Annotated in this window: 18 protein-coding genes and 1 riboswitch; of the genes, 4 read left to right on the forward strand and 14 right to left on the reverse strand. The window is 66.3% G+C overall.

Annotated features, from left to right (window positions below; all coding sequences use genetic code 11):
• Nucleotide 1: 1 nt before the first annotated feature.
• The 3 genes from LMQ14_RS13565 to LMQ14_RS13575 all read left to right on the forward strand — a co-directional run bounded on the left by LMQ14_RS13565 (nt 2) and on the right by LMQ14_RS13575 (nt 3,195).
• Entirely contained in the window at nt 2-706 is a 705-nt protein-coding gene (locus LMQ14_RS13565; RefSeq protein ID WP_267735210.1) for an SDR family oxidoreductase, read from the forward strand.
• 7 nt (nt 707-713) lie between these two features.
• Nucleotides 714-2,243, forward strand: a complete 1,530-nt coding sequence (locus LMQ14_RS13570) for a flavin-containing monooxygenase (RefSeq protein WP_267735211.1) — start codon at nt 714-716, stop codon at nt 2,241-2,243.
• 79 nt (nt 2,244-2,322) lie between these two features.
• Nucleotides 2,323-3,195, forward strand: coding sequence for a haloalkane dehalogenase (locus tag LMQ14_RS13575; RefSeq protein WP_267735212.1), 873 nt, complete (start codon nt 2,323-2,325; stop codon nt 3,193-3,195).
• A gap of 12 nt (nt 3,196-3,207) precedes the next feature.
• Here LMQ14_RS13575 and LMQ14_RS13580 read toward each other — a convergent pair whose 3' ends face one another.
• From LMQ14_RS13580 to LMQ14_RS13640, 13 genes are all read right to left on the reverse strand, one after another.
• Nucleotides 3,208-4,485: an HNH endonuclease gene (locus LMQ14_RS13580; RefSeq protein WP_267735213.1), complete on the reverse strand. Its 1,278-nt coding sequence runs from the start codon at nt 4,483-4,485 to the stop codon at nt 3,208-3,210.
• 291 nt (nt 4,486-4,776) lie between these two features.
• Nucleotides 4,777-7,602, reverse strand: coding sequence for an aminomethyl-transferring glycine dehydrogenase (gene gcvP, locus LMQ14_RS13585; RefSeq protein WP_267735214.1), 2,826 nt, complete (start codon nt 7,600-7,602; stop codon nt 4,777-4,779).
• A 157-nt stretch (nt 7,603-7,759) separates the two neighbouring features.
• Nucleotides 7,760-7,857: riboswitch (glycine riboswitch) on the reverse strand.
• Between the two features lie 84 nt (nt 7,858-7,941).
• Nucleotides 7,942-8,574, reverse strand: coding sequence for a MerR family transcriptional regulator (locus tag LMQ14_RS13590; protein ID WP_267735215.1), 633 nt, complete (start codon nt 8,572-8,574; stop codon nt 7,942-7,944).
• 306 nt (nt 8,575-8,880) lie between these two features.
• A complete protein-coding gene (locus LMQ14_RS13595) occupies nt 8,881-9,375 on the reverse strand; it encodes a bifunctional nuclease family protein (RefSeq protein ID WP_036469133.1) in 495 nt (164 codons plus the stop codon).
• A gap of 116 nt (nt 9,376-9,491) precedes the next feature.
• On the reverse strand, nt 9,492-10,238 hold the full coding sequence (locus LMQ14_RS13600; RefSeq protein WP_267735216.1) for a MerR family transcriptional regulator: 747 nt from the start codon (nt 10,236-10,238) through the stop codon (nt 9,492-9,494).
• Nucleotides 10,238-10,699, reverse strand: a complete 462-nt coding sequence (gene garA, locus LMQ14_RS13605; protein WP_420714684.1) for a glycogen accumulation regulator GarA — start codon at nt 10,697-10,699, stop codon at nt 10,238-10,240. Before garA ends, LMQ14_RS13600 begins: the two co-directional genes overlap by 1 nt.
• A gap of 249 nt (nt 10,700-10,948) precedes the next feature.
• Entirely contained in the window at nt 10,949-11,347 is a 399-nt protein-coding gene (gcvH, locus tag LMQ14_RS13610; RefSeq protein WP_267735500.1) for a glycine cleavage system protein GcvH, read from the reverse strand.
• A 35-nt stretch (nt 11,348-11,382) separates the two neighbouring features.
• Nucleotides 11,383-12,258: a DUF881 domain-containing protein gene (locus LMQ14_RS13615; RefSeq protein WP_267735218.1), complete on the reverse strand. Its 876-nt coding sequence runs from the start codon at nt 12,256-12,258 to the stop codon at nt 11,383-11,385.
• Between the two features lie 16 nt (nt 12,259-12,274).
• Nucleotides 12,275-12,607, reverse strand: a complete 333-nt coding sequence (locus tag LMQ14_RS13620) for a small basic family protein (protein ID WP_036469126.1) — start codon at nt 12,605-12,607, stop codon at nt 12,275-12,277.
• A gap of 58 nt (nt 12,608-12,665) precedes the next feature.
• Nucleotides 12,666-13,589: a DUF881 domain-containing protein gene (locus tag LMQ14_RS13625; protein WP_267735219.1), complete on the reverse strand. Its 924-nt coding sequence runs from the start codon at nt 13,587-13,589 to the stop codon at nt 12,666-12,668.
• A complete protein-coding gene (locus LMQ14_RS13630; RefSeq protein WP_267735220.1) occupies nt 13,582-14,208 on the reverse strand; it encodes a CDP-alcohol phosphatidyltransferase family protein in 627 nt (208 codons plus the stop codon). The genes LMQ14_RS13625 and LMQ14_RS13630 overlap by 8 nt, the downstream gene beginning before the upstream one ends.
• 63 nt (nt 14,209-14,271) lie before the next feature.
• On the reverse strand, nt 14,272-16,602 hold the full coding sequence (gene secA2 / locus LMQ14_RS13635) for an accessory Sec system translocase SecA2 (protein ID WP_267735221.1): 2,331 nt from the start codon (nt 16,600-16,602) through the stop codon (nt 14,272-14,274).
• Nucleotides 16,603-16,637: 35 nt separating this feature from the next.
• Nucleotides 16,638-18,281, reverse strand: a complete 1,644-nt coding sequence (locus LMQ14_RS13640; protein WP_267735222.1) for an acetolactate synthase — start codon at nt 18,279-18,281, stop codon at nt 16,638-16,640.
• Nucleotides 18,282-18,375: 94 nt separating this feature from the next.
• Between LMQ14_RS13640 and LMQ14_RS13645 the strand changes: the two genes are divergently transcribed.
• A complete protein-coding gene (locus tag LMQ14_RS13645; RefSeq protein WP_267735223.1) occupies nt 18,376-20,295 on the forward strand; it encodes an ABC transporter ATP-binding protein/permease in 1,920 nt (639 codons plus the stop codon).
• Here the strand turns inward: LMQ14_RS13645 and LMQ14_RS13650 are convergent.
• Nucleotides 20,292-21,746, reverse strand: a complete 1,455-nt coding sequence (locus tag LMQ14_RS13650; protein WP_267735224.1) for an FAD-binding protein — start codon at nt 21,744-21,746, stop codon at nt 20,292-20,294. The two genes, LMQ14_RS13645 and LMQ14_RS13650, sit on opposite strands and share 4 nt — an antisense overlap.
• Nucleotides 21,747-21,798: the final 52 nt, after the last annotated feature.

A 21,798-nucleotide genomic window follows, 5' to 3' on the forward strand; every position in this document is an offset into this window, starting at 1 on the left:
TGTGACGAAACGGACGGCGCTGGTGACCGGCGCCAATGGAGGCATCGGCTCGGCAGTGTGTGATCAGTTGCGTGCCGACGGTGTAGCGGTCCGCACGATGGATGTGGCGGGCCCTGCCGACGTGATCGTGGACTTGTCCGCCGACCCGATTCCGGTCGAGGCGACACAGGACGTCGACATCTGCGTGTCGGTCGCGGGCGTCGTCAGCACCTTCGCTCCGGCGCATTCGATGTCGGCGAAGAAGTGGTCACGCGATATCGACGTCAATCTCACCGGATCGTTTCGCGTCATTCAGGCGTGCCTGGCGGGGATGCGGGAACGGCGGTTCGGGCGCATCGTCGCGATCTCGAGCATCGCGGCCCAACTCGGATCCCCCGGCAAGGTTGCCTATGCGGCGTCGAAAGCCGGCCTCTACGGGATGATACGAACCATCGCGATCGAGAACTGCTCGCTCGGTATCACCGCCAATTGTGTGTTGCCGGGCATGATCGGCACCCCACCGGTGCTGTCACTGCCCGAGGCCGACCAAGAACGCATTAGGGCCGCGGTGCTCAGCGGACGCTTCGGCCGTCCGGATGAGGTGGCCGATCTGGTCGCCTTCCTTGCGCGCGATGCCTCCGGTTACATCACGGCACAGGAGATCGCCATTGACGGTGGGCTGCAGTTGAACTCGCTCTATGTCGGCCCCACCCGCGCCGATGGTTGACAGTCGCGTGGCAGCTGCGGCGGGCACCCGGAAGGCGCGTGGTGCGCCGCTCGACGTGGTGGTCATCGGCGCCGGTGTCAGTGGGCTCTGCGTCGCCCATCAGCTGCAGCGTGCCGGGTTTACCTACCGGGTTCTCGAGCAGGCACGCGACATCGGCGGAACCTGGCGCGACAACACCTATCCCGGATGCGGATGCGATATTCCCGCACCGCTGTACTCCTTCTCCTTCGCCCAGCGGGCCAACTGGTCGCGGCTGTTCGCATCCCAGCCCGAGATCCTGCAGTACCTGCACGAGGTCGCCGCGCAGCGCGGCGTCACACAGCACATCGATTTTACGACCAGGGTGATCTCGGCGCGCTGGGGAGAATCCCGGCAATCCTGGACGGTGGAGACCTCGTCGGGTGCCGTGCTGGAATGCCGCTATCTGGTCTCGGCGACGGGGTTGCTTCGCCGCCCCCGCTATCCCGACGTCGCCGGGGGCACCACCTTCGCCGGCAACGCGTTTCACTCCGCCCGGTGGGACGATTCCGTCCCGCTGCGGGGCAAACGCGTCGCGGTGATCGGCAGTGGCGCCAGCGCCATCCAATTCGTGCCCCGCATCGCGCCGGATGTCAAGCAGCTCACCCTCTTTCAGCGCACCCCTGGGTGGATTGTGCCGAAAGCGGATCGGACGTTCTCACGTCGTCAACAGCAGCTGCGCAGATTCGCGCCCTACCGCTGGTACACCAGGGCGCGGCTGTTCTGGATCCACGAGCGGCGTGTCGACGGTTTCGTCGATACCGCCACCGGGATGGCGGATGCCGAGCGGCTGGCACGAACGATGTTGCAGCGCAAGATCACCGATCCGCGGTTGCGGGCAGCTCTCACGCCGGACTACGCAATCGGCTGTAAGCGCCTGCTGATATCGAACGACTACTACCCTGCGCTGAGCCGCGACAATGTCACCGTGGTGAGCTCGCCGATCGCCGAGATGACGGCCGACCAGGTGAAGACCGCGGACGGGCAGGCGCACGCCGCCGACGTCGTCATCTATGCGACCGGGTTCGACACCCAATTCGCATTCTCCGACATCGAGATCGTGGGACGCGACGGTGAACGGCTGGCTGATCGTTGGCAGCTAGGGCCCTCGGCCTACCTGGGCACGACCGTGTCGGGGTTCCCCAACTACTTCGTCATGCTCGGCCCCAATTCGGGGCTCGGCCACAACTCGCAGATCTTCATGATCGAAGCCCAGACGCGATACGTCCTGAGCTGCCTCAAGATGGCCCGGCGCCGAAAGCTTGGCGTCCTGGCGGTTCGGCCGTCGGTCGAGCAGACGTTCAACGACTGGTTGCAGGGACGTCTCGCCCATTCGGTCTGGCAGGCGGGAGGATGCCGCAGTTGGTACCAGCATCCGGCCACCGGCAAAAACACCGCACTCTGGCCGTCCTCGGCAATTGCGTTCTGGCGCAAGACACATCGAGTGCGGTTGTCGGACTATCACGCCAGGCCCCGCATCGATTCCCGCGATGCCACCGCAGTCGCCCGGAGCAGGTGAATAAGCGCCCTCCCCTCGCCTATCGCGGCGGACCCACCGGGGGCCTACCATCGTGAACATCGATGGAGGAGCGTGGGTCATGGGTCAGGAGTTCAGGCCGGATTTCACGCCGGATCCACGGTTGTATCCGTTCGGGCCGCGCTGGTTCGACAGCTCTCGGGGACGCCTCCACTACATCGACGAAGGAACGGGCCCGCCGCTGCTGCTGTGCCACGGCAACCCGACATGGAGCTTCTTGTATCGCAATATCATCACGGCCCTACGCAGCCAATTCCGTTGCATCGCACCGGATTATCTGGGTTTCGGGCTGTCGGATCGCCCGGCGGAATTCGGGTACAAGATCGACCAGCATGCCCAGGTGATCGGCGAATTCGTGGATCATTTGGGGCTGGACGGCTACCTGACGATGGGTCAGGACTGGGGCGGACCGATCAGCATGGCGGTCGCGGTCGAGCGTGCCGAGCGGGTGCGCGGCATCGTGTTGGGCAACACCTGGTTCTGGCCGGTCGACGTGCTGACGACCAAGATCTTCTCGCGCGTGATGTCCAGTCCCCCAATGCAAAAGGCGATCCTGGAGCGCAACTTCTTCGTGGAGCGACTGATCCCGGCGGGCACCGCGCAACGGCCGGGGACCGCCGTGATGGATCACTATCGGGGCGTTCAGCCGAGCCCGGCGGCACGCGTGGGGGTAGCCGAGATGCCCAAGCAGCTGCTGGCCGCCCACCCGCTGCTGGAACGGCTGAGCCGTGACGTACCGGCCAAGCTCGGTGCGAAGCCGACGCTGCTGGTGTGGGGCATGAAAGACTTCGCATTTCGGCCCGGTCCGAGCATCCCGCGCATGCGGGCCACCTTCCCCGATCACGTCCTGGTCGAGTTGCCCGCGGCCAAGCACTTCATCCAGGAGGACGCGCCCGACGAGATCGCCGCGGCGATCATCAAGTGCTTCGGATAAACGGCCTAGAGACTAGGCGGCATGCTTGGCCAGTGCGATGCCGACTCGCACCTCGATGGCGCTGAACGTGATCGTGGGTGCCCGCGGTGGGGCCGCTGACCGGTAGGTCTGGCCCGTGGGTGTGGTGAATTCGGCTGTGTGGGAGTGGGTTTCGTCGATACTGGAGGTTACTCGCCAGCCGTCGGCCTCCTTGGCGTAGTTGCACCGCTCGCACGAGCCGAGACCGTTGGCCGCGGTGGTAGGTCCGGCCTCGGCCCAAGGTTGCGCATGGTCGCGATGTCGGATCGGCGCATCGCAATAGGGCGTGCGACAACGTTGGTCCCGCAACTCGATAAAGCTGGCCAGACCACGCGGGAAGAGCCGCGCGCGTGACTCCATCGCCACTAGCGCCCCAGAACGGGGATGGGCATAGAGCCTGCGCAGCGTCGCTCGGGACCGCCGGTCGGTGACGACGCGAGAAACCATTGCGCGGGCCACCGCTGCCGGAATGGGACCGTAGCCGCAGATGTCGGCCGGCGTGGTGGCATCGCCCAGCAGCGTTTCATCCGAGAGGACGAGGTTGACCGCTATGGGCGTGGGGACCGCGGCGTCGCGCCCGGTGACCCGCTCGCCGAGGGTGTCCACCATCACTTGTCCACGTGAGCGTCCATCGCTGCGCATATCGGCTTCGCGACGCAGCGTCGCGTACACCGAAACTCCCTGGGCCACCGGCAATAACGCGGTCAGATAGGTCATGGTGTCGGGCGCCGGCCGGATGGTGACGGTGCGTTCGCTCTCGGCCCTCGCAGCTCGTTCGACGACTGCATCTGGGTCGAGCCGGTAGGCGACCGCTTTGGCCGCCGCGGCCACTCGCGCATCGCCCATGGCGTTGAGGCTGGCCGGGTCGGCGCACAGCTCGGCATCTAATGTGCGACGGTCCTCGACGTCCAAGCAAGCGCTCTCACGCACTATCAGCGTGGCCCGCCACTCCGAGAGTGCGCCGGATTCGAGTGCCGCCAGAGTATGAGGCATCTCGTGTACCAGGGCTTTAGCGAAGCCAAGATGTCGGACGCCCCGGGCGGGCGAGTCCCGTCGCGCCAACGCGATCTCGCTGGCCACCCCGCGCCCGCGCTGGGCCGCGGGCATCCCGGCACCCGCCTCGGCGGCTCGGCGTGCCGTGTCAAGCGCGGCCGCCGCTCGAGCCTGGTGCGCGGCGGCAGCGGATTTGATTCGCTCCAGGTCAGCGATGCGCGCGATCAGCGCCGATTGATGGGCCAGTGAGGCGCCCTCCGCAAAGTCTAAATCGAACATGTGTGCGATGCTACCGTGATCCACTGACATTGATTCTGTTCAGGGACCGGAGGGCTCGCGCCAGCGTGCCACGGGCGTCCGAACGGGCTGGTCAACTCGTACTTGAGCGCAGCCCACTCACGTGACAGACGCTGGTAGCTGTCCAACAGCTCCATCAGCTCTGGAAACGTCGCGCCGCGGGTTACCGCAGCGTCGAGGTGGTCGAAGACTGTCTCGTTCCGGGCACTTGTCGAACGCATGCCCGGACACTATGGCCGCACACCGACATCGTTCGTGCCGATGGGCGTCTCATCATGCGTACGTCTCGATCGGTGGGCACGAGCACATGAGGTTGCGGTCCCCGTAGGCGCCGTCGATACGACGCACCGGCGGCCACACCTTGGGCCGGAAGCCCTTGCCCAGCGGGTAGGCGGCCCGTTCCCGCGTGTAGGGGTGATCCCAGTCTTCGACCAGCAGGCACTCGGCGGTGTGCGGTGCGCCCCGCAGCGGATTGTCGTCGGCGGGCCACTCCCCTGCGCCGACTCGATCGATCTCGGCGCGGATGGCGATCATGGCTTCGCAGAATGCGTCGATCTCGCTGCGATCCTCGCTCTCGGTGGGTTCCACCATCAGCGTGCCGGCGACCGGGAAGCTCATGGTCGGCGCGTGAAAACCGTAGTCCGCCAACCGCTTTGCAACATCGTCGACGGTCACGCCGGTCGACTTGGTGATGCCGCGCAGGTCCAGGATGCATTCGTGGGCCACCATGCCGTTTTCGCCGGTGTACAGCACCGGGAAGTACTCGTCGAGCCGGCGGGCGATGTAGTTGGCCGAGGCGATCGCGGTCAGCGATGCCGCCCGCAGCCCGTCGGCGCCCATCATCCTGATGTAGGCCCAGCTGATCGGCAGGATCGAGGCCGATCCGTACGGCGCCGACGACACCGGGTGACCGTCGGGTAGCTCGGGTGCGTGCGGGTGACCCGGCAGGAACGGCGCCAGATGTGAACGCGCAGCGACCGGACCCACACCCGGACCGCCGCCACCGTGCGGGATGCAGAACGTCTTGTGCAGGTTCAGGTGGCTCACGTCGCCGCCGAACTCGCCCGGCCGGGCCAGGCCCACCAGGGCATTGAGGTTGGCGCCGTCGACGTACACCTGGCCGCCGGCGTCGTGCACGGCCGCGCAGATCTCGGTGATGTCGTGTTCGTACACCCCGTGCGTGGACGGGTAGGTGATCATCAGCGCCGCCAGCCGATCGGCGTGCTCGCCGATCTTGGCGCGCAGATCGTCGAGATTGACATCGCCGTTGTCGTGGCAGCCCACCACGACCACCCGCATTCCGGCCAGGGCGGCCGACGCCGCGTTGGTGCCGTGCGCGCTGGACGGAATCAGGCAGACGTCGCGGTGTGGTTCGCCGCGGCTCGCGTGATAGTCGTGGATCGCCAACAGGCCGGCGTACTCACCTTGCGATCCGGCGTTCGGTTGCAACGAGACCGCGTCGTAGCCGGTGATGTGCACCAGCCAGGTCTCCAGATCGCTGATCAGGCGGCGCATCCCCGGCGTGTCGGCCGCCGGCGCGAACGGGTGCAGCCGGGAAAACTCCGGCCAGGTGATCGGCTCCATCTCGGCGGCGGCGTTGAGCTTCATCGTGCACGAGCCGAGCGGAATCATGCTGCGGTCCAAGGCGATGTCCTTGTCCGCCAGGGTGCGCAGGTAGCGCATCATCGCCGTCTCGGTCTGGTACTGCGTGAAGGCGGCGTGGGTCAGGAATTCCGATGTGCGCGTGGCGATATCGGCGAAGGCCGGTTCGGCGGGCGGCGCTCCGAACGCCTCCAGCACCGTGGCCACGTGGGCGTCGGTGGTGACCTCGTCGCAGGACACCGACACATGGTCGGCGTCGACGCGCCAGAGGTTGATGCCCCTGGCTTTGGCCTTGGCCAGCACTTCGTCCGCGCGTCCCGGCACCCTTGCCAGCACCGTGTCGAAGTACGTGTCGTACACCAGTGCCTCGCCCAATGCGGCGGCGATGGATTGGGCGCGGCCATGTACCCGGCGGGCGATCGCGGTCAGTCCGTCGGCGCCGTGGTAGCTGGCGTACATCGCGGCCATCACGGCCAGCAGAACCTGCGCGGTACAGATGTTGCTGGTCGCCTTGTCGCGGCGGATGTGCTGCTCGCGGGTCTGCAGCGCCAGGCGATAGGCCGGTGAGCCGTCGGTGTCGACCGAGACGCCGACCAGCCGGCCCGGCAGCTGACGGGCGTGCGTGGCGTGTACCGCCAGGTATCCGGCATGCGGGCCGCCGAATCCCATTGGCACACCGAATCTTTGGGTGCTACCGAAGGCGACGTCGGCACCGATCTCGCCCGGCGGGGTGATCAACGTGCAGGCCAGCAGGTCGGTGCCGATCGCGACCAGTGCGCCCCGCTGGTGAGCCTCGGCGATCAGCGCGGACCAATCCGTGATCCGGCCGCTGGCTCCGGGCAATTGGGTGATGACACCGAAGAAGTCGCCGTCCGGCAGGCCGTCACGCAGATCGGCGGTGACGATCTCGATACCCAACGGTTTTGCACGGGTGGCCAGCACGGCGGCGGTCTGCGCGAATATGTCGGCGTCGACGGCCAGCCGGTTGGCCGCACCGCGCGCCGCCCGGTGCATCAGCGTCATGGCCTCGGCGGCCGCGGTGCCCTCGTCGAGCATCGAGGCGTTGGCGATTTCGAGCCCGGTCAGATCGCTGACCATCGTCTGGAAGTTCAGCAGCGCTTCCAGCCGGCCCTGGCTGATCTCCGGCTGGTACGGCGTGTAGGCGGTGTACCAGCCGGGGTTTTCCATGATGTTGCGCAGCAACACCGGCGGGGTGAGCGTGTCGTAGTAGCCCTGCCCGATCATCGACACCGCCACCGTATTGGTTTCGGCCAGTGCTCGTAGCTCGGCGATCGCTTCGGCCTCGCTGGCGGCCGGCGGTAGTGCGCCCAGACCCGGTGCGATACCACCGTCGGAGAGTTTGTCGAGAATGCCGGCCGGGAGGGCCTTGGCGGCCAGTTCGTCAAGCGAGCCGATACCGATCACGTCGAGCATGGCCTCGATGGCCTGGCTGTCCGGCCCGATATGGCGGGCTGCGAAGCTTGATTCGTTGAGCACTGGCACTCCTGACATGGAAAGAGGGACTATCGGCCCTCTCCCTCTGTCCCTACCCATGTCATGGGCGCCTGAGAGATTCGGCGCGTAGTCCCCCCAAGCGCCTTTCCCCATCGGCGGGTGTACCGCGCGAAGCGGCACCGCTTTCCAGAGGCATCGTCGCCTTGGCGCGGTCCTGTTGCCTGAGAGGTTGACGGAGAGGTGTTGCTCCTTCGGCGTCCATGGCTGGCGGCCACAGAACTCTCCCGCGCGGGCGTGATGCACCGCCCAGTTTACCCGGGAGTGAAGCCCGATACACGAAATAACCCAACAATGCGTGTCGAGCAAATAAACAGTGGGTAGCTAGCCGATTTTGCGGTCGCGATGCTTGCGCCGCGAGGCCAGCTCGTCCTCCGGCGCCGCAATCGACTCGCCACCATCGGCGCGCTCACCTGGGAAGTCGGCGATAACGCCGGTCAACTCCCGCATGGCGCCCGACACGGCGATGCCGAACACGCCCTGGCCGCCCTGCAGCAGGTCGACCACCTCTTCGGCCGACGTGCACTCATAAACGGTGGTGCCGTCCGAGAACAACGTGATGTTGGCCAGATCCTCGACGCCGCGCTGACGCAGATGGTCGACGGCGACGCGGATGTTGTGCAGCGAAATGCCGGTGTCGAGCAGCCGCTTGACGATCTTGAGAACCAGGATGTCCTTGAAGGAGTACAGCCGCTGGCTGCCGGATCCGGCCGCGCTGCGAATCGATGGCACTACCAACGAGGTGCGTGCCCAGTAGTCCAGCTGCCGGTAGGTGATTCCGGCGATCTGGCAGGCGCTCGGCCCGCGGTAGCCGACCAGCTCGTCCGGCACCGAATCGTCAGGAAATAGCCCGGGCTGCACGGGGCCGCTGGCCACGGTGACGCTCGGTTCACCGTTGGTCGCGGCGTCCGCGTGGTCAGCAAGGTCCAGCTGTTCTTGACGTGGCTGGTCGCTCACAGTGGTTCCTCTCGCCGTTCACGCTCTCGTCACTAGCTGCGTCCACTGACTGCCGGTACAGCAGCGTTTGGCTAAGGCCCGAGTGCTTGAGAGCTTACGCTGTTCGATCGCCGCCGTGCCTTAACTCGTCCTCAAAGTATGGCCGCCTTAAGGGCTACCGGCGTGCTATCCATCAGGCGTGTCGACATCACAGTGTCAGATGAGACGGATCCGTGATATCGACGGCCGAGCTAACTGCGGGCCGGCGACCCTACTGACCCGCTGTTTCACGATGTGCGTCGATGCGGGGCCGTTGGGATTGCGGGCTTAGGTGGCCTTGAAGTCGTCGGGCGACACGCTGTCGAGAAACTCCTTGAATTTCTCCACCTCGTCCTCCCGCACGGCGGTGTTGGACTCCTCGTCGCTCTCGTCGGGGATCAGCAGACCCGCCTGGGCGAGAACGGCCTCCTCGACGTAGATCGGGACACCGACCCGAAGCGCGATCGCCACCGAGTCCGAGGGCCGCGCCGACACGGTGATGTTGCGGTCGAAGACGAGGTCGGCGTAGAAAGTGCCTTCCTGCAGATCGACGATCCGGACCTCTTTGAGTGAATGCCCAAGTGCTGCAATGAGATCCCGAATCAGATCATGGGTCAGCGGGCGGGGCGGCTCGACACCTTGTTGCTCGAGCGCAATGGCGGCGGCTTCGGACTGTCCAATCCAAATCGGCAGGTAGCGGTCACCGTTGGCCTCACGCAACAACAGCACCGGCTGGTTCTGCGGCTGCTCGACGCGAATGCCGACAACACGAACTTCACCCATTTGTGTCTGTCCTCCGCACATGCCGCCGTGTCCGACTTTCACTCGGCGCGACGACCCGGTGGAGCACCCTTCCTCTCCGTGCCGCCGAACACCAAGTGTTGAGGGAAGTCTAGTCCTCAGCGTCGCAGAACGTCGCGAACGGCCGACTTGATCAGCGACGTGTGCAAAGTAATTGCGAGTGCGGCAACCTCGCGCGCCAGGTCGTCGGCGCGATCGCGGGCGCCCGCCTTGTCGGCCTTGATTAGCGGCCCGGCGATTTGGGCGATCAGGTCGGACTGGCGGTCGGCGGCCGAGCGGAAGGCACGCAGATGCCGCGGCTCGACGCCGTAGTCGGACAACGCTCGTGCGCACTGCAGGATTACGACGGTGTGCTCGTCGAAGAATCCCCCCGGACCGTTGGTGATCACCCCGGCTTTGGCCAGTGCGGTCAGCAGGTCTTCGTCCACCCCCGCGCGTTCCAGGAGGTCCTCCCGACTCAACCGGATGCGAGTGGGGGCCACCGCGGCCGCGTCGGGTCCGGTCTCGGGGGCGGCGTCGCTGTCGGTCACCGAAACCAATCGCGGTACGCCATAAGGCGATCCGAACGGCGGCAATTCGCCGTCGGGCTGGGCATCCAGCTGCGCCCGGATCACCTTCAACGGTAGGTAATGGTCGCGCTGCGCGGTGAGGATGAAGCGCAGTCGCGCACAGTCATACGCGGTGAATCTGCGGTATCCCGACGCGGCGCGCTGCGGTGTCACCAGTCCCTCTGCTTCCAAGAACCGAATCTTGGAGATCGTGACATCGGGGAAATCCGGCCTCAACAGGTCCAAGACCGCCCCAATCGACATCCCGGCCAGGGCCGAGCTATCGGGTGCGCTCACTAGCCTCCGGATCCTCCGTCGTCGTCACCTTTGGGTCCCGTCAGGAACACCAAGCGGAACTTGCCGATCTGTACTTCGTCACCGTTAGCCAGCACTGCCGAGTCCACCGGCTCGCGATTGACGTAGGTGCCGTTGAGGCTACCCACATCGACCACGTGGAATTCGTTGTTTTCCAACCTGAATTCGGCGTGGCGGCGGCTCACGGTGACGTCATCGAGGAATATGTCGCTGTCGGGGTGCCGGCCGGCCGAGGTGATGGCCTGGTCGAGCAGAAAGCGCGATCCAGCGTTGGGCCCCCGCTTGACGACCAGCAACGCCGAGCCCGCCGGAAGTCCTTCGACCCCGGACACCGTGCTCTCGGAGCCCGACTGCGTGGGGGCGTCCAGTTCGTTCAGGAAGTCGGCGCGGAAAACCGAAGTCGTTTCCACGGTGACTTCGTCAGAAGTCTGGTCATTGTCCATATCCGTCACGCGCTGCTCCTCACTGGCCGCTGTGGCGTTGTCTGACCGGGCCGTTCGGCCGGCTGCCCACTAGGTTTCTGCAACGGTTTCTGCAACCCTGTATTGCCGATTACTTGCCTTTTAACGCTGTTGTGTTGACCGTACCGCGCGGTGGTTCCGAATGCGCTAGCCACCGGCAGGATCGAAAGTCGATCGGTCGGCCGGCCCCCTCTCCCCGGCGCGCAGGGTTGGCAGGGACATTAGCAACCGTCACTCGGTCAGTGTGCCGCGGTAGGCCTCGGCATCGAGCAGCGCGGAAATGGCGGACTCCAACTCCGAGCCGTCCGAGACCTGGATGTCCAGCAGCCAGCCGGCTTCGTAGGGATCGGAATTGACCAGCTGTGGACTGCCTTCCAGGTCGCCGTTGACGGCAGTCACCGTGCCGGACAGCGGCGCGAACAAGTCCGAGACGGATTTCGTCGATTCCACTTCGCCGAACGATTCGCCCGCGGTCACCTCGGTGCCCACGTCGGGCAGCTGGACGAAAACGACGTCGCCCAGCGCCGATTGCGCGAAGTCGGTGATTCCGACCCGCACGGTGTCGTCACCGCTCCGGCGAACCCACTCATGTTCGGCGGTGTAGTGCAGATCGGGCGGGATATCGCTCACGGTAATCCTGTTCTGGTCTTCCAATAGGGACGTGCTCACTTGACGGGCTGAGCGTATTGGTGCGGTTTTGGTTGTCGCAAGGTGGTCACGTCGATGTGGTCGCTCTGCTGCACGGACATTTTTCCGCCGACCCGCTTGATGCTGTCCTCGGCACCGCCGGGAATGTTCATCGCCGCGGCGAGCGTGGGCGGATCGCCAATCGCGAGAATCGAATACGGCGGCGACAGCGCCTTCGTGTCGATGGTCAGCGAACCGGGCGTGCCGACCACCCAGGTGTCGACGCCCACCCGCACCGACTGGTGTCCGCCGTTGACCTCGATCGCCTCCGCGCCGGCGGCCCGCAACTCATTGATCACGTCAAGCATTACCTCGGGTGATACCCCGGGACCGGGGTCATCGACGGTGATGGTGACGCCGGGCCCGGTCGCGCCCACGGCGCCGACCAGGATGGACAGCGCGGCCAGTCGGGCCTGCGCACTTTGGATCGCGGCCTGGTCGGTGTTGCCGGACGCCTGCAACGAATTCAGCGTGTTCTGCAGTTCGTTGACTTCGCCGTTGAGCGTGCCCTCACGCTGTCGCAGCGAATCCAGCAGGACGAGTAGATCCGCGGGGCGCGCCGTGTCCAGGGAGTCGCCCGACCGGGTCTGGCGGACCTGGGTGACGATGGCGACGCCCAGGACCAGACAGAGCAGGACGGCCAGGGTGCCGAACATCAACCGCGACCGCCCACTGCGCAGCATCCCGGACAACCCGGTCCGGCCCACCGCTCCGATCTCGGGGCGCGGACTCTTCGCGGGCAGTTCGTGGCGACCACGCTGCGCGGCGTCGTCGGCATCGGGTCTGGAGTCGTCGTGCCGGGTTGGCGCGTCAGCACTTTCGCCGGGCGTGCCGTCTGGCTGGTCCTCGCTCACGCTGACCTCATTTCGGTCACGCCCCGAAGAGCCGGCGCCGCAGCGCGGCGGCGTTGCCGAAGATGCGGATGCCCAACACGACGATGATGGCCGTGGACAACTGCGTCCCGACGCCCAGCTGGTCGCCCACGTAGACGATCAGCGCCGCCACAAAGACGTTGAACACGAACGAAATCACGAAGACTTTGGGGTCGAAGATCCGCTCGAGGTAGGCGCGCAGTCCGCCGAAGACCGCGTCGAGCGCGGCGACGACCGCGATGGGCAGATACGGCTGGACGACCTCGGGCACAGCGGGATGGAAAACCAGACCCAGCACGATGCCGACCACAAGCGCCGCGATACCGATCATGCGCGGCTTCCCGTCCGCATTCCCCCCTGGGGGCGCTGTCTTGCGAGGACTTTTCTCACTAGGGCCCAATCTGTTTGGCGAACTTGACTTCCCGGACCGATCCGGCCGGCAGCGAGAGACCGTCGGAGACGTCCACCGCGATGCCGACACCGTAGGAGACCTCCAGCAGCCTAAGACGCTGCAATCCGGGGCTGCCCTCGAAGACGTCGCGCATCGCGTTCGGCGGCCCGACCGCGAGGATCGTGTACGGGCTGCTGGTCGGGTTGTTGTCGACCAGGATCGCTCCCCCGGCCTGGCGGATCGTCACATTCGGTCCGATCCGCACGCCGCCGACCGCTACCGCCTCGGCACCGCTGGCCCACAACGAGTTGACCACGAGCTGCAGATCGCGGTCGAGGATGATTTGCCGGCTGCCGTTCACCCGCTGCTTGGACACATCGGAAAGATTCGGGCTGGCACCGGGATCGGTAATTTTCACCGTCAATCCGGGACCGATGACCGCTGTGCTGGACGCCGCCAGGCTGAGGCTGTCCAGGCGGCTCAGCAGCCGCTGGCCCTCGGCGTCGTCCGCCAGCGCGAGTCGCTGTACGTCGTCGACCTTGCTCGACAGCACGCTGCGCTGCTGAGCCAATTTCGTGTCGGATTCTTCCGTCGACCGCACGCTGCGCGCCAGCACCTGCTGAGCCGTGTGCACCCCGGGTTCAACCGAACGGGCCTGCGCGACCGCGGCGGCGAAGACGGTGGCGACCAACATCGCCGCCAGGGCCTGCCAGAGCCAGCCGAAGACGCGCGTCCGCCCGCGCTGCGGTGTGGTTTCGGCGGCGCGCCGCTGCGCTGCGGCGGCGTAACCGGGATCCAGATGCTCGGACAGCAGCGCGCGCAGCAGCGACGGCACCGGGATGAGTGTCGGGCGCGCCGCGGCGTGCGCACTGCGGCCAGCATTGGGGTCGTAGCCGCCGAGCATGCGGTCCGGTTCAGCCATGCTCACCCGCCTCAGACGCGATCGACCGCGTCGGGGGCTGCGTGACCTTGGGCATCCGGCGCATCACCAGAACCATCTGGACCGCATACAGGATGAATGACCACAGGTAGGCGTACATACCCCAGATCAAAAAGCCCCAACCGCAGGCGCCGATCACCCGGCTCCACAACGCGTCCCACGTACCCAGCAAGACGAGTGGAAAGCCGGACATCAGGGCGAAGGTCGCGGCCTTGCCGACGTAGGTCACCGGCAATGCCGACAATCCGCGACTGCGCAGCAGCGGCAACGTCGCCGCCAGCAGCACGTCGCGCGCCAGCAGCGTGATGACGAACCACCACGGCACGATCCCGGTCAGCGCCAGCACGACGGGCACCGTCACCATGTAGAGCCGATCGACCGCGGGGTCCAGCAGGACGCCCAGCCGCGACGATTGGTTCAGCGTGCGGGCGATTTTGCCGTCGGCCCAGTCCGACGCGCCGCTGAACATCAGGATCGCGACCGCGAGTGCGTTGGCGTGCGCGAACATCAGCACGTAGATGAAGACCGGGATGAGCACCAGGCGCAGGGCGCTCAACAGGTTGGGCACTGTCAGCACCCGGTCTGGCGGAACCGGCTCCATGAGCCGTGACATTAGCCCGGTGACGATGCTGTCCGCACCGCGGGACGAGCCGCACGATGCGGTCTAGCGGAATACCCCGGGCAGGCTCAGCGTGGACAACGTGTCGTCGGACAACGGGTTGTCGTTGACCATGTATGTCCACGTCGACGTCGGTCGTGCCAGCTTGGACAGATCCAGGCCGGGTTCCTCTTCGAGGACGTTCGCCGTCTCGAATGTCTGCTGAGCCGCCTCGATCGCGTCGGCGGCAAGCGAGGCGAACGCGTCGACCGCCATCCGGTGGAATTCGTCGAGCGGGTTCTGCCGGCCCAGCGCGCGCAGATGGATGCTTTCGCGGATGTCGGCCAGATACGCCAGATGATCGGCCCAGCCGCGGTCGAGGTGATAGAGCATGATCTGCCGGCAGATCGTCTCCAGCCGTTCCTCGGAGATTCCCTCGGTCTCGGCCAGCTCCTCGTAGCGCTTCGGCGCCAGGTCTTCAAGCTCTTCGCGCGCAGTTGCGGTGCGCAGCAACGTGTTTCGGCGATCGACGATGATTGCGCGCTGTTGGGCGATCAGCTGGTTGTAGCGCCAGGTGTTCGCGTGGACGTCCAGCAGCCGGCCCTCGGCGACGCGCTGCGCGTGATCGAGCAGCCCGTTGGTCTTCGGGCTGACGATCATGCCGTCCTCGTCGGTCTGCTCCGGCAACTTATTGCGGTCGAGGTTGGCCGCGACGACGTCGTCCTCCCAGCTCGAGAAGAACACCGACGAGCCCGGGTCGCCCTGGCGTCCGGCACGACCACGCAACTGGTTGTCCAGCCGCTCGGTGTGATGCCGGCCGGTGCCGACCACGTGCAGCCCGCCCAGTTCGGCGACCCGGTCGTGATCGGCTTCGTCGGATCCGCCCAGGCGGATATCGGTGCCCCGCCCGGCCATTTGGGTGGACACCGTGACCACGCCGTACTTGCCGGCCTCGGCGATGACCTGGGCTTCCTCGGCGTCGTTCTTGGCATTCAGCACGACCGCGGCCACGCCCCGGCGTACCAGCCGCTCGTGCAGATCCTCGGACTCCGCCACATCGCGGGTGCCGACCAGCACCGGTTGTCCGGTCTCGTGCACCTCGGCGATGTGCGCGACGATCGCGTCGTTCTTGGCCGCGGCGGTGACGTACACCCGGTCGGACTCGTCTTCGCGAATGTTGGGCTCGTTCGGCGGAATTGGCGACACACCGAGCTTGTAGAACTGGCGCAGCTGCTCGCCGGCGGCCAGCGCGGTGCCGGTCATCCCGCACACCGTCGTGTAGCGGTTGATCAGCGCCTGCACCGTGATGGTGTCGAGCACCTCGCCCGTCTCGGTGGTCTCGATGCCCTCCTTCGCCTCGACAGCGGCCTGCAGGCCGTCCGGCCAGCGCTGCAGCTGCGCGATGCGCCCGCGGGAGGAGTTGATCAGGTGCACGGCGTCGTCGCGCACGATGTAGTGCACGTCGCGGTGCAACAGCACGTGGGCGTGCAGCGCGACGTTCACCTCGGTGAGCGTGGTGACGACGTGTTCCTCGGAGTACAGGTCGATACCGCCGAGCGCCTTCTCGACCTTGCGCGCGCCGACATCGGTCAGGTGCACGTTGCGGCTGTCGGAGTCGGTGTCGTAGTCCGTGTCGGGGGCGAGCTCGCCGACGAGTTTGATGATCTCCAGCCGCGGCGTCTCCCGGTGGGTGGTGCCGGCCAGCACCAGTGGCACCAGCGCCTCGTCGACCAGCACGGAGTCGGCCTCATCGATAAGGGCCACATCGGGATTCGGCGACACCAGGTCGTCGACGTCGGTGACCAGCTGATCCCGCAACACGTCGAAACCGATCTCGTTGACCGAGGCGTAGGTGACATCGCAGTCGTAGGCTTTGCGGCGCTCGTCGCTGGTCGACTCCGCGGTGATCCAGCCGACCGTCAACCCCATGGCCTCGAGCAGCGGGCCCATCCATTCGGCGTCGCGGTGGGCCAGGTAGTCGTTGATGGTGACCACATGGACGTGCCGGCCGGCGATCGCGTATCCGGCGGCCGCGATCGCGCCGGCCAGGGTTTTGCCCTCACCGGTCGCCATCTCGATCACGTCGCCGTCGAGCATGCGCAGCGCGCCGAGCAGCTGAACGTCGAACGGCCGCAATCCCGTTGACCGCTCCGCGGCTTCCCGGGCGATTGCGAGGAACTGCGAGATGTCCTCGGAGTCCGCCAGATCGTCGAGGTTGAGCAACCCGGTCGCCTTGCGCAGCTGCTCGTCCTTGAGATCGGCGGCCTTCTCGTCGTATTCAGACGAGTCGCTGACCTGCGAGAGGGAGCGCGAGCGGTTCTTTTCCGTACTAGCGCCGAGCAGCTTCCAAAATCTGCTGCTCAGGCGGCCCGGTTGGGTGCGGGTGGTCTTTGGCACAGGTCAACGGTACGCGGTGAGCAGCACAGCTCCGGTTAGGCCAGGTTCGATCGGCGGGGATAGGCGATGGCCGGGTCGGTGAGCACGTTGACCACCGCGGGCAGGCCGCAGGCGAAGGATCGTTCCAGCGCGGGCCGCAATTCGACGGGCGCCGACACCAGCTCGCCGTGGCCGCCCAGGGCGCGCACCACCTCGTCGTAGCGGGTGCCCGGACGCAGCTCCGCCACCACCGAGTAGCCGTAGATCGCCTCCATCGGATGCTTTTCCAGCGCCCAGATTCCGTTGTTCCCGATCACCGACACGACCGGCACTTGGTGGCGCACCAGGGTGTCCCACTCCATGCCGCTGAAGCCGAATGCGCCGTCGCCTTGCAGCAGCACGACCTGACGCTGCGGGTGAGCCAGTTTGGCCGCCAGCGCGTAGCCGGGGCCCGACCCCAGGCAGCCGAACGGGCCGCTGTCCAGCCAGCAGCCCGGCTGATAGCTGTCGATCACCCGGCCCGCGTAGGAACCGAAATCGCCGGCATCGATCACCACAATGGCGTCGCGGTCCAGCATCGGCGCCAGTTCGGCGTACACCCGCATCGGGTGCAGCGGGATTCGGTCGTCACCGAGATCCGCCGCTTCCTGACCACGCGCGGCGGTCTCGGCGGTCCGCAGCGCATCGATCCAGTCGCCGTGGTCGGTGCCGCTCGGCCCGGACAGCGCCGAGAGAATGGCCGTCAGGTCGCCGTACAGACCCGCGGCGATCGGCCGGGGATGCTCCCGCTCGGGTTCGACCCGATCCGCCACGATGAGTTGGGTTTCGGGCCCGAACACCTTGCCGAAGCCAAGCCGAAAATCCATCGGCACCCCGACGACGAGGGCGACGTCGGCCTCGCCCAGCGCCTTGGCCCGCGCCCGCGAGAACGCCAACGCGTGATCGGCCGGCACGACGCCGCGGGCCATCCCATTCATCAGCACCGGGATCCGCCGCTCCTCGGCCAGCCGCAGCAGCGCCGCCTCGGCGTGTCCCCACCACACGTTGGTGCCGGCCATGATCACCGGCCGCTGGGCGGCAGCCAGCAGGCTGGCGGCGCGGTCCAGCGCGTCGCCGTCGGGGGCTTGCGGCGTCGGCGGCACGGTCAGCGCGCCGGGGCGGCCGTCGTCCTCGGAGACGGCGAACACGTGATCCATCGGCAAATCGACGAATCCCACCCCCGACGGCGCGCCAACGGCGGCGCGCAGTGCCTCGTCGACGAGCCGGCCCGTATCGGCGGCGGACTGCGCGGTGGCCGCGAAGCGAGCCAGCGGTGCCACAAACGGCACGTGGTCGATCTCCTGCAGCGATCCCATGCCCCAGCGCTGCGCGGGCGCCCGTCCGCCGAGCACCACCAGCGGTGACTGGTTTTGCTGCGCGGCCGCCATCGCGCTCATCCCGTTGGTGACGCCGGGGCCTGCGGTCAGCGCGGCCACGCCCGGCACCCTGGTCACCTTCGACCAGCCCTCGGCGGCGAACGCGGCGGTCTGCTCGTGGCGGGTGTCGATGAGTCGAATGTCCTCGTCGCGGCAGCCGTCGTACAGGGAAAACAGGTGGCCGCCGGACAACGTGAACAGGGTGTCGATACCGCTGGCCCGCAGGCGCCGGGCGATGAGTCGGCCGGCATGGACAATCTGGCTGGACGGAGCGTCGATGCTCATCCTGGCAGCCTATCGGCCGGTCTCGGGTACCTTCGCGGGGAAGCATTCGCCATGAGGCTCCGCACGATGCCTCGATAGCAAGGAGACGTCGACCTTGGGCCCGAAGCTGTTCAAGCCATCCATCGACTGGTCGGAGGCATTTACTGATTCCATGCGGTGGCTGGCCATCGCCTGGGCGATCAGCGCCGTTTGTGTCCTGGTGGTGCTGGTCGCGTTCCGGTATTTAACGCCCTGGGGCCGGCAGTTCTGGCGGATCACCCGTGGGTACTTCGTCGGCCCGGCCAGCGTCAAGGTGTGGCTGGCACTTGGGGTGCTGCTGCTGTCGGTACTGCTCTCGGTGCGCCTGAGCGTGCTACTCAGCTTCCAGAGCAACGACCTGTACACATCGCTGCAGAAGGCATTCGAAGGCATCGCGTCGGGCGATGATGAGGTGAAGAAATCTGGGATACATGGATTTTGGATCTCGCTGGGAATCTTCTGCCTGCTTGCGTCGCTGTGGGTCGCGCGATACATGGTCGACATCTATCTGACCCAGCGCTTCATGATCGCGTGGCGCATCTGGCTTACCGCGCACCTGACCGACGACTGGCTGGACGGCAAGGCCTATTACCGGGATCTGTTCATCGACAACACGATTGACAACCCCGACCAGCGTATCCAGCAGGATATCGACATCTTCACCGCGAATGCCGGCGGCACCCCGAACAACCCGTCCAACGGGACGGGCGGCACCTTACTGTTTGGGGCCGTCAATGCGGTCGCCTCGGTGATCTCCTTCGCCGCCATCTTGTGGAACCTGTCGGGCGGCTTCAATATCTGGGGCTTCAATTTCCCGCGTGCGATGTTCTGGACGGTATTGATCTACGTGCTGATCGTGACGATCGTCGCGATTTGGCTTGGGCGCCCACTGATTTGGCTCAGCTTCAACAATGAGAAACTCAACGCCGCCTTCCGTTATGCGCTGGTGCGCTTGAGAGACGCCGCGGAGGCCGTGGGTTTCTACCGCGGCGAGCGGGTCGAGCGAGCACAGTTGTGGCGGCGCTTTACGCCGATCATCGACAACTACCGAAAGTACGTGCGGCGAACCATTATCTTCAACGGCTGGAACTGGTCGGTATCGCAACTCATCGACCCGTTGCCGTTGGCGATTCAGGCGCCACGCCTGTTCGCTGGGGAAATCGCTTTCGGTGATGTGACCCAGACGGCCACGGCATTCGGCCAGATTCACGAATCGCTGTCGTTCTTCCGGAACAACTACGATGCCTTCGCCTCGTTTCGGGCGGCCATCATCCGATTGCACGGATTGGTCGACGCCAACGCCCAGGGCCGTGCGCTGCCCGCGGTGCTGGTCAAACCCAGCCAAGACAAGACGGTAGAGCTCGCCGGTATCGAGGTGCGCACGCCGGCCGGAGATCAGCTGATCGACGCGCTCGATATCGAACTCGACAGCGGCGACACGCTGGTGATCACCGGGCGTTCCGGTGCCGGTAAGACCACCCTGCTGCGCAGTCTCGCCGAATTGTGGCCGTACGCGTCCGGGACGCTATGCCGCCCGGACGGCGACAACGCGACGATGTTCCTGTCGCAGCTGCCGTACGTGCCGCTGGGCAGCCTGCGCGGCGTGGTGTGCTACCCGAACCCGACGGACGCCGTCTCCGACGGCGAGCTGCATGACGTGCTGACCAAGGTGGCGCTGGCCCCGCTGATCGCGCGGCTCGATGAAGAGCAGGACTGGGCCAAGGTGCTCTCGCCGGGTGAGCAGCAGCGCGTGGCGTTCGCCCGGGTGTTGCTCACCAAACCGCGGGCGGTCTTCCTGGACGAGTCCACCTCCGCACTCGACGAGGGACTGGAATTCGCGCTGTATCAGCTGCTGCGCAGCGAGCTACCGGAGTGCGTCGTGGTCAGCGTCAGCCATCGCCACACCGTCGAGCAGCATCACGAGCAAGAACTGCAACTGCTCGGCAGCGGCCGTTGGCACCTCGGACCGGTTGGCCAGGAGCCCGCGACGGTTTAGCGGTGTGCGGCCGCGTGCGTTCCGGCGCGGCGACCGAAGAACGATCCCTCGCCCAGCTGCGTGCCGCTGGCATAACCCTTGCCGTCCTGGGCGATGTTGGACGCACACGCGCCGACCGCGTACAGGCCGGGCACCACCGTGCCGTCTTCGCGCAGCACCTGACCGTCCACCGAGGTGGCCAGCCCGCCGACGGTGAATCCGGCGTACATCGCCTTGCCCAGTGACATGTCGAACGCACCCCAGGGGCCTTTGTCTTGCGCCGCAAGGAATTCCGGCTGCTTGTGGAAATCCGGGTCCTCGCCCTTGGCCGCGAACTCGTTGTAGCGGTCCAGCGTCGCGACCAGGTTGCCTTCGGGGATGCCAAGTGCCGCTTCCATTTCGGGGACGGTTTCCCAGCCGTCGATCAGTGGCACCAGCGGCATCGTCGGGTGCTCCAGGTGCGCCTCGTCGACGATCAGGAATGCGGCGCTGTCCGGTTGATCCATGATGAAGCCAGACGTGCGGGAGTGATAGCAGTCCTCGGTGACGAACCGCTGGCCCAGCTTGTTCACGATGATCCCGGTCAGCAGAATCGACGGCGGGTACGGCGGAGCGGTGATGAAGATCTGGTCCATGTGCTGGGTGGCGCCGCCGGCCGAGACCCCCATCCGGATGCCGAGGCCGTCGTCGTAGGTATTGCCCAGCACGAACGGCTTCTCGGCGAGCTTCGGCGTGTACTTGGCTACCATCTCCGAGTTCATCACGAATCCCCCGGCGGCAATGACGACCGACTTTGCCTTGATCGCACCGGTTTCGGCGAACTGCTTCCACGTCGCACCGGTCACCGCCCCCAAATCATCCACGATCAGTTCGGTGGCACCGGTCTCGTAGCGGATTTGCACACCCAAGCTCGCGGCCCGCTTGACCAACAGGTCGATCACCATGCTGGCCCCGCCGGTGTCGCCGGGCACCGGCACCTTGTGGCCGCGCGGTGCCGGCACTGCCTGCTCCAGGAAGGGCCACACCTTCTCGTTGCCGGTGAACATCAATCCCTCGGTGTTGGGCTGAATCACCGCTTTGCCCGGGAAGTAGCTGCGCTCGAACTGGAAACCCAGATCCTCCAGCCAGTTGAAGTGCTCGACGCTGCCGTCGCTGTACGCACGAATCTTCTCGTGGTCGGGTTCGCGAGACACTGCGACGAGGTACTTGTACATCTCCTCGGCGGAGTCGTCATGGCCGGTGGCCTGCTGGACCGCGGTGCCGCCACCCAGGTAAAAGTGGCCGCCGGCCATGGACGTGGTCCCGCCCGCCGCGGCGGCGCGCTCGACGACCAGCACCCGCGCGCCGGCGGCCGCCGCACTCACCGCCGCGCATCCGCCGCCGATGCCGAAGCCGATCACGAGCACGTCGACGTCGTCCGACCAGGACGTCACCGTGTCCGCGTTGACCGTTGCTGGGATCTCGGTGCTCATTGGCGCCACTCCTCCTGATCGCGTTGATCGCGGCGTTCCCCTCGTCGCTGCG

Source organism: Mycobacterium sp. Aquia_213, assembly GCF_026625985.1.
Classification (GTDB): Bacteria; Actinomycetota; Actinomycetes; order Mycobacteriales; family Mycobacteriaceae; genus Mycobacterium.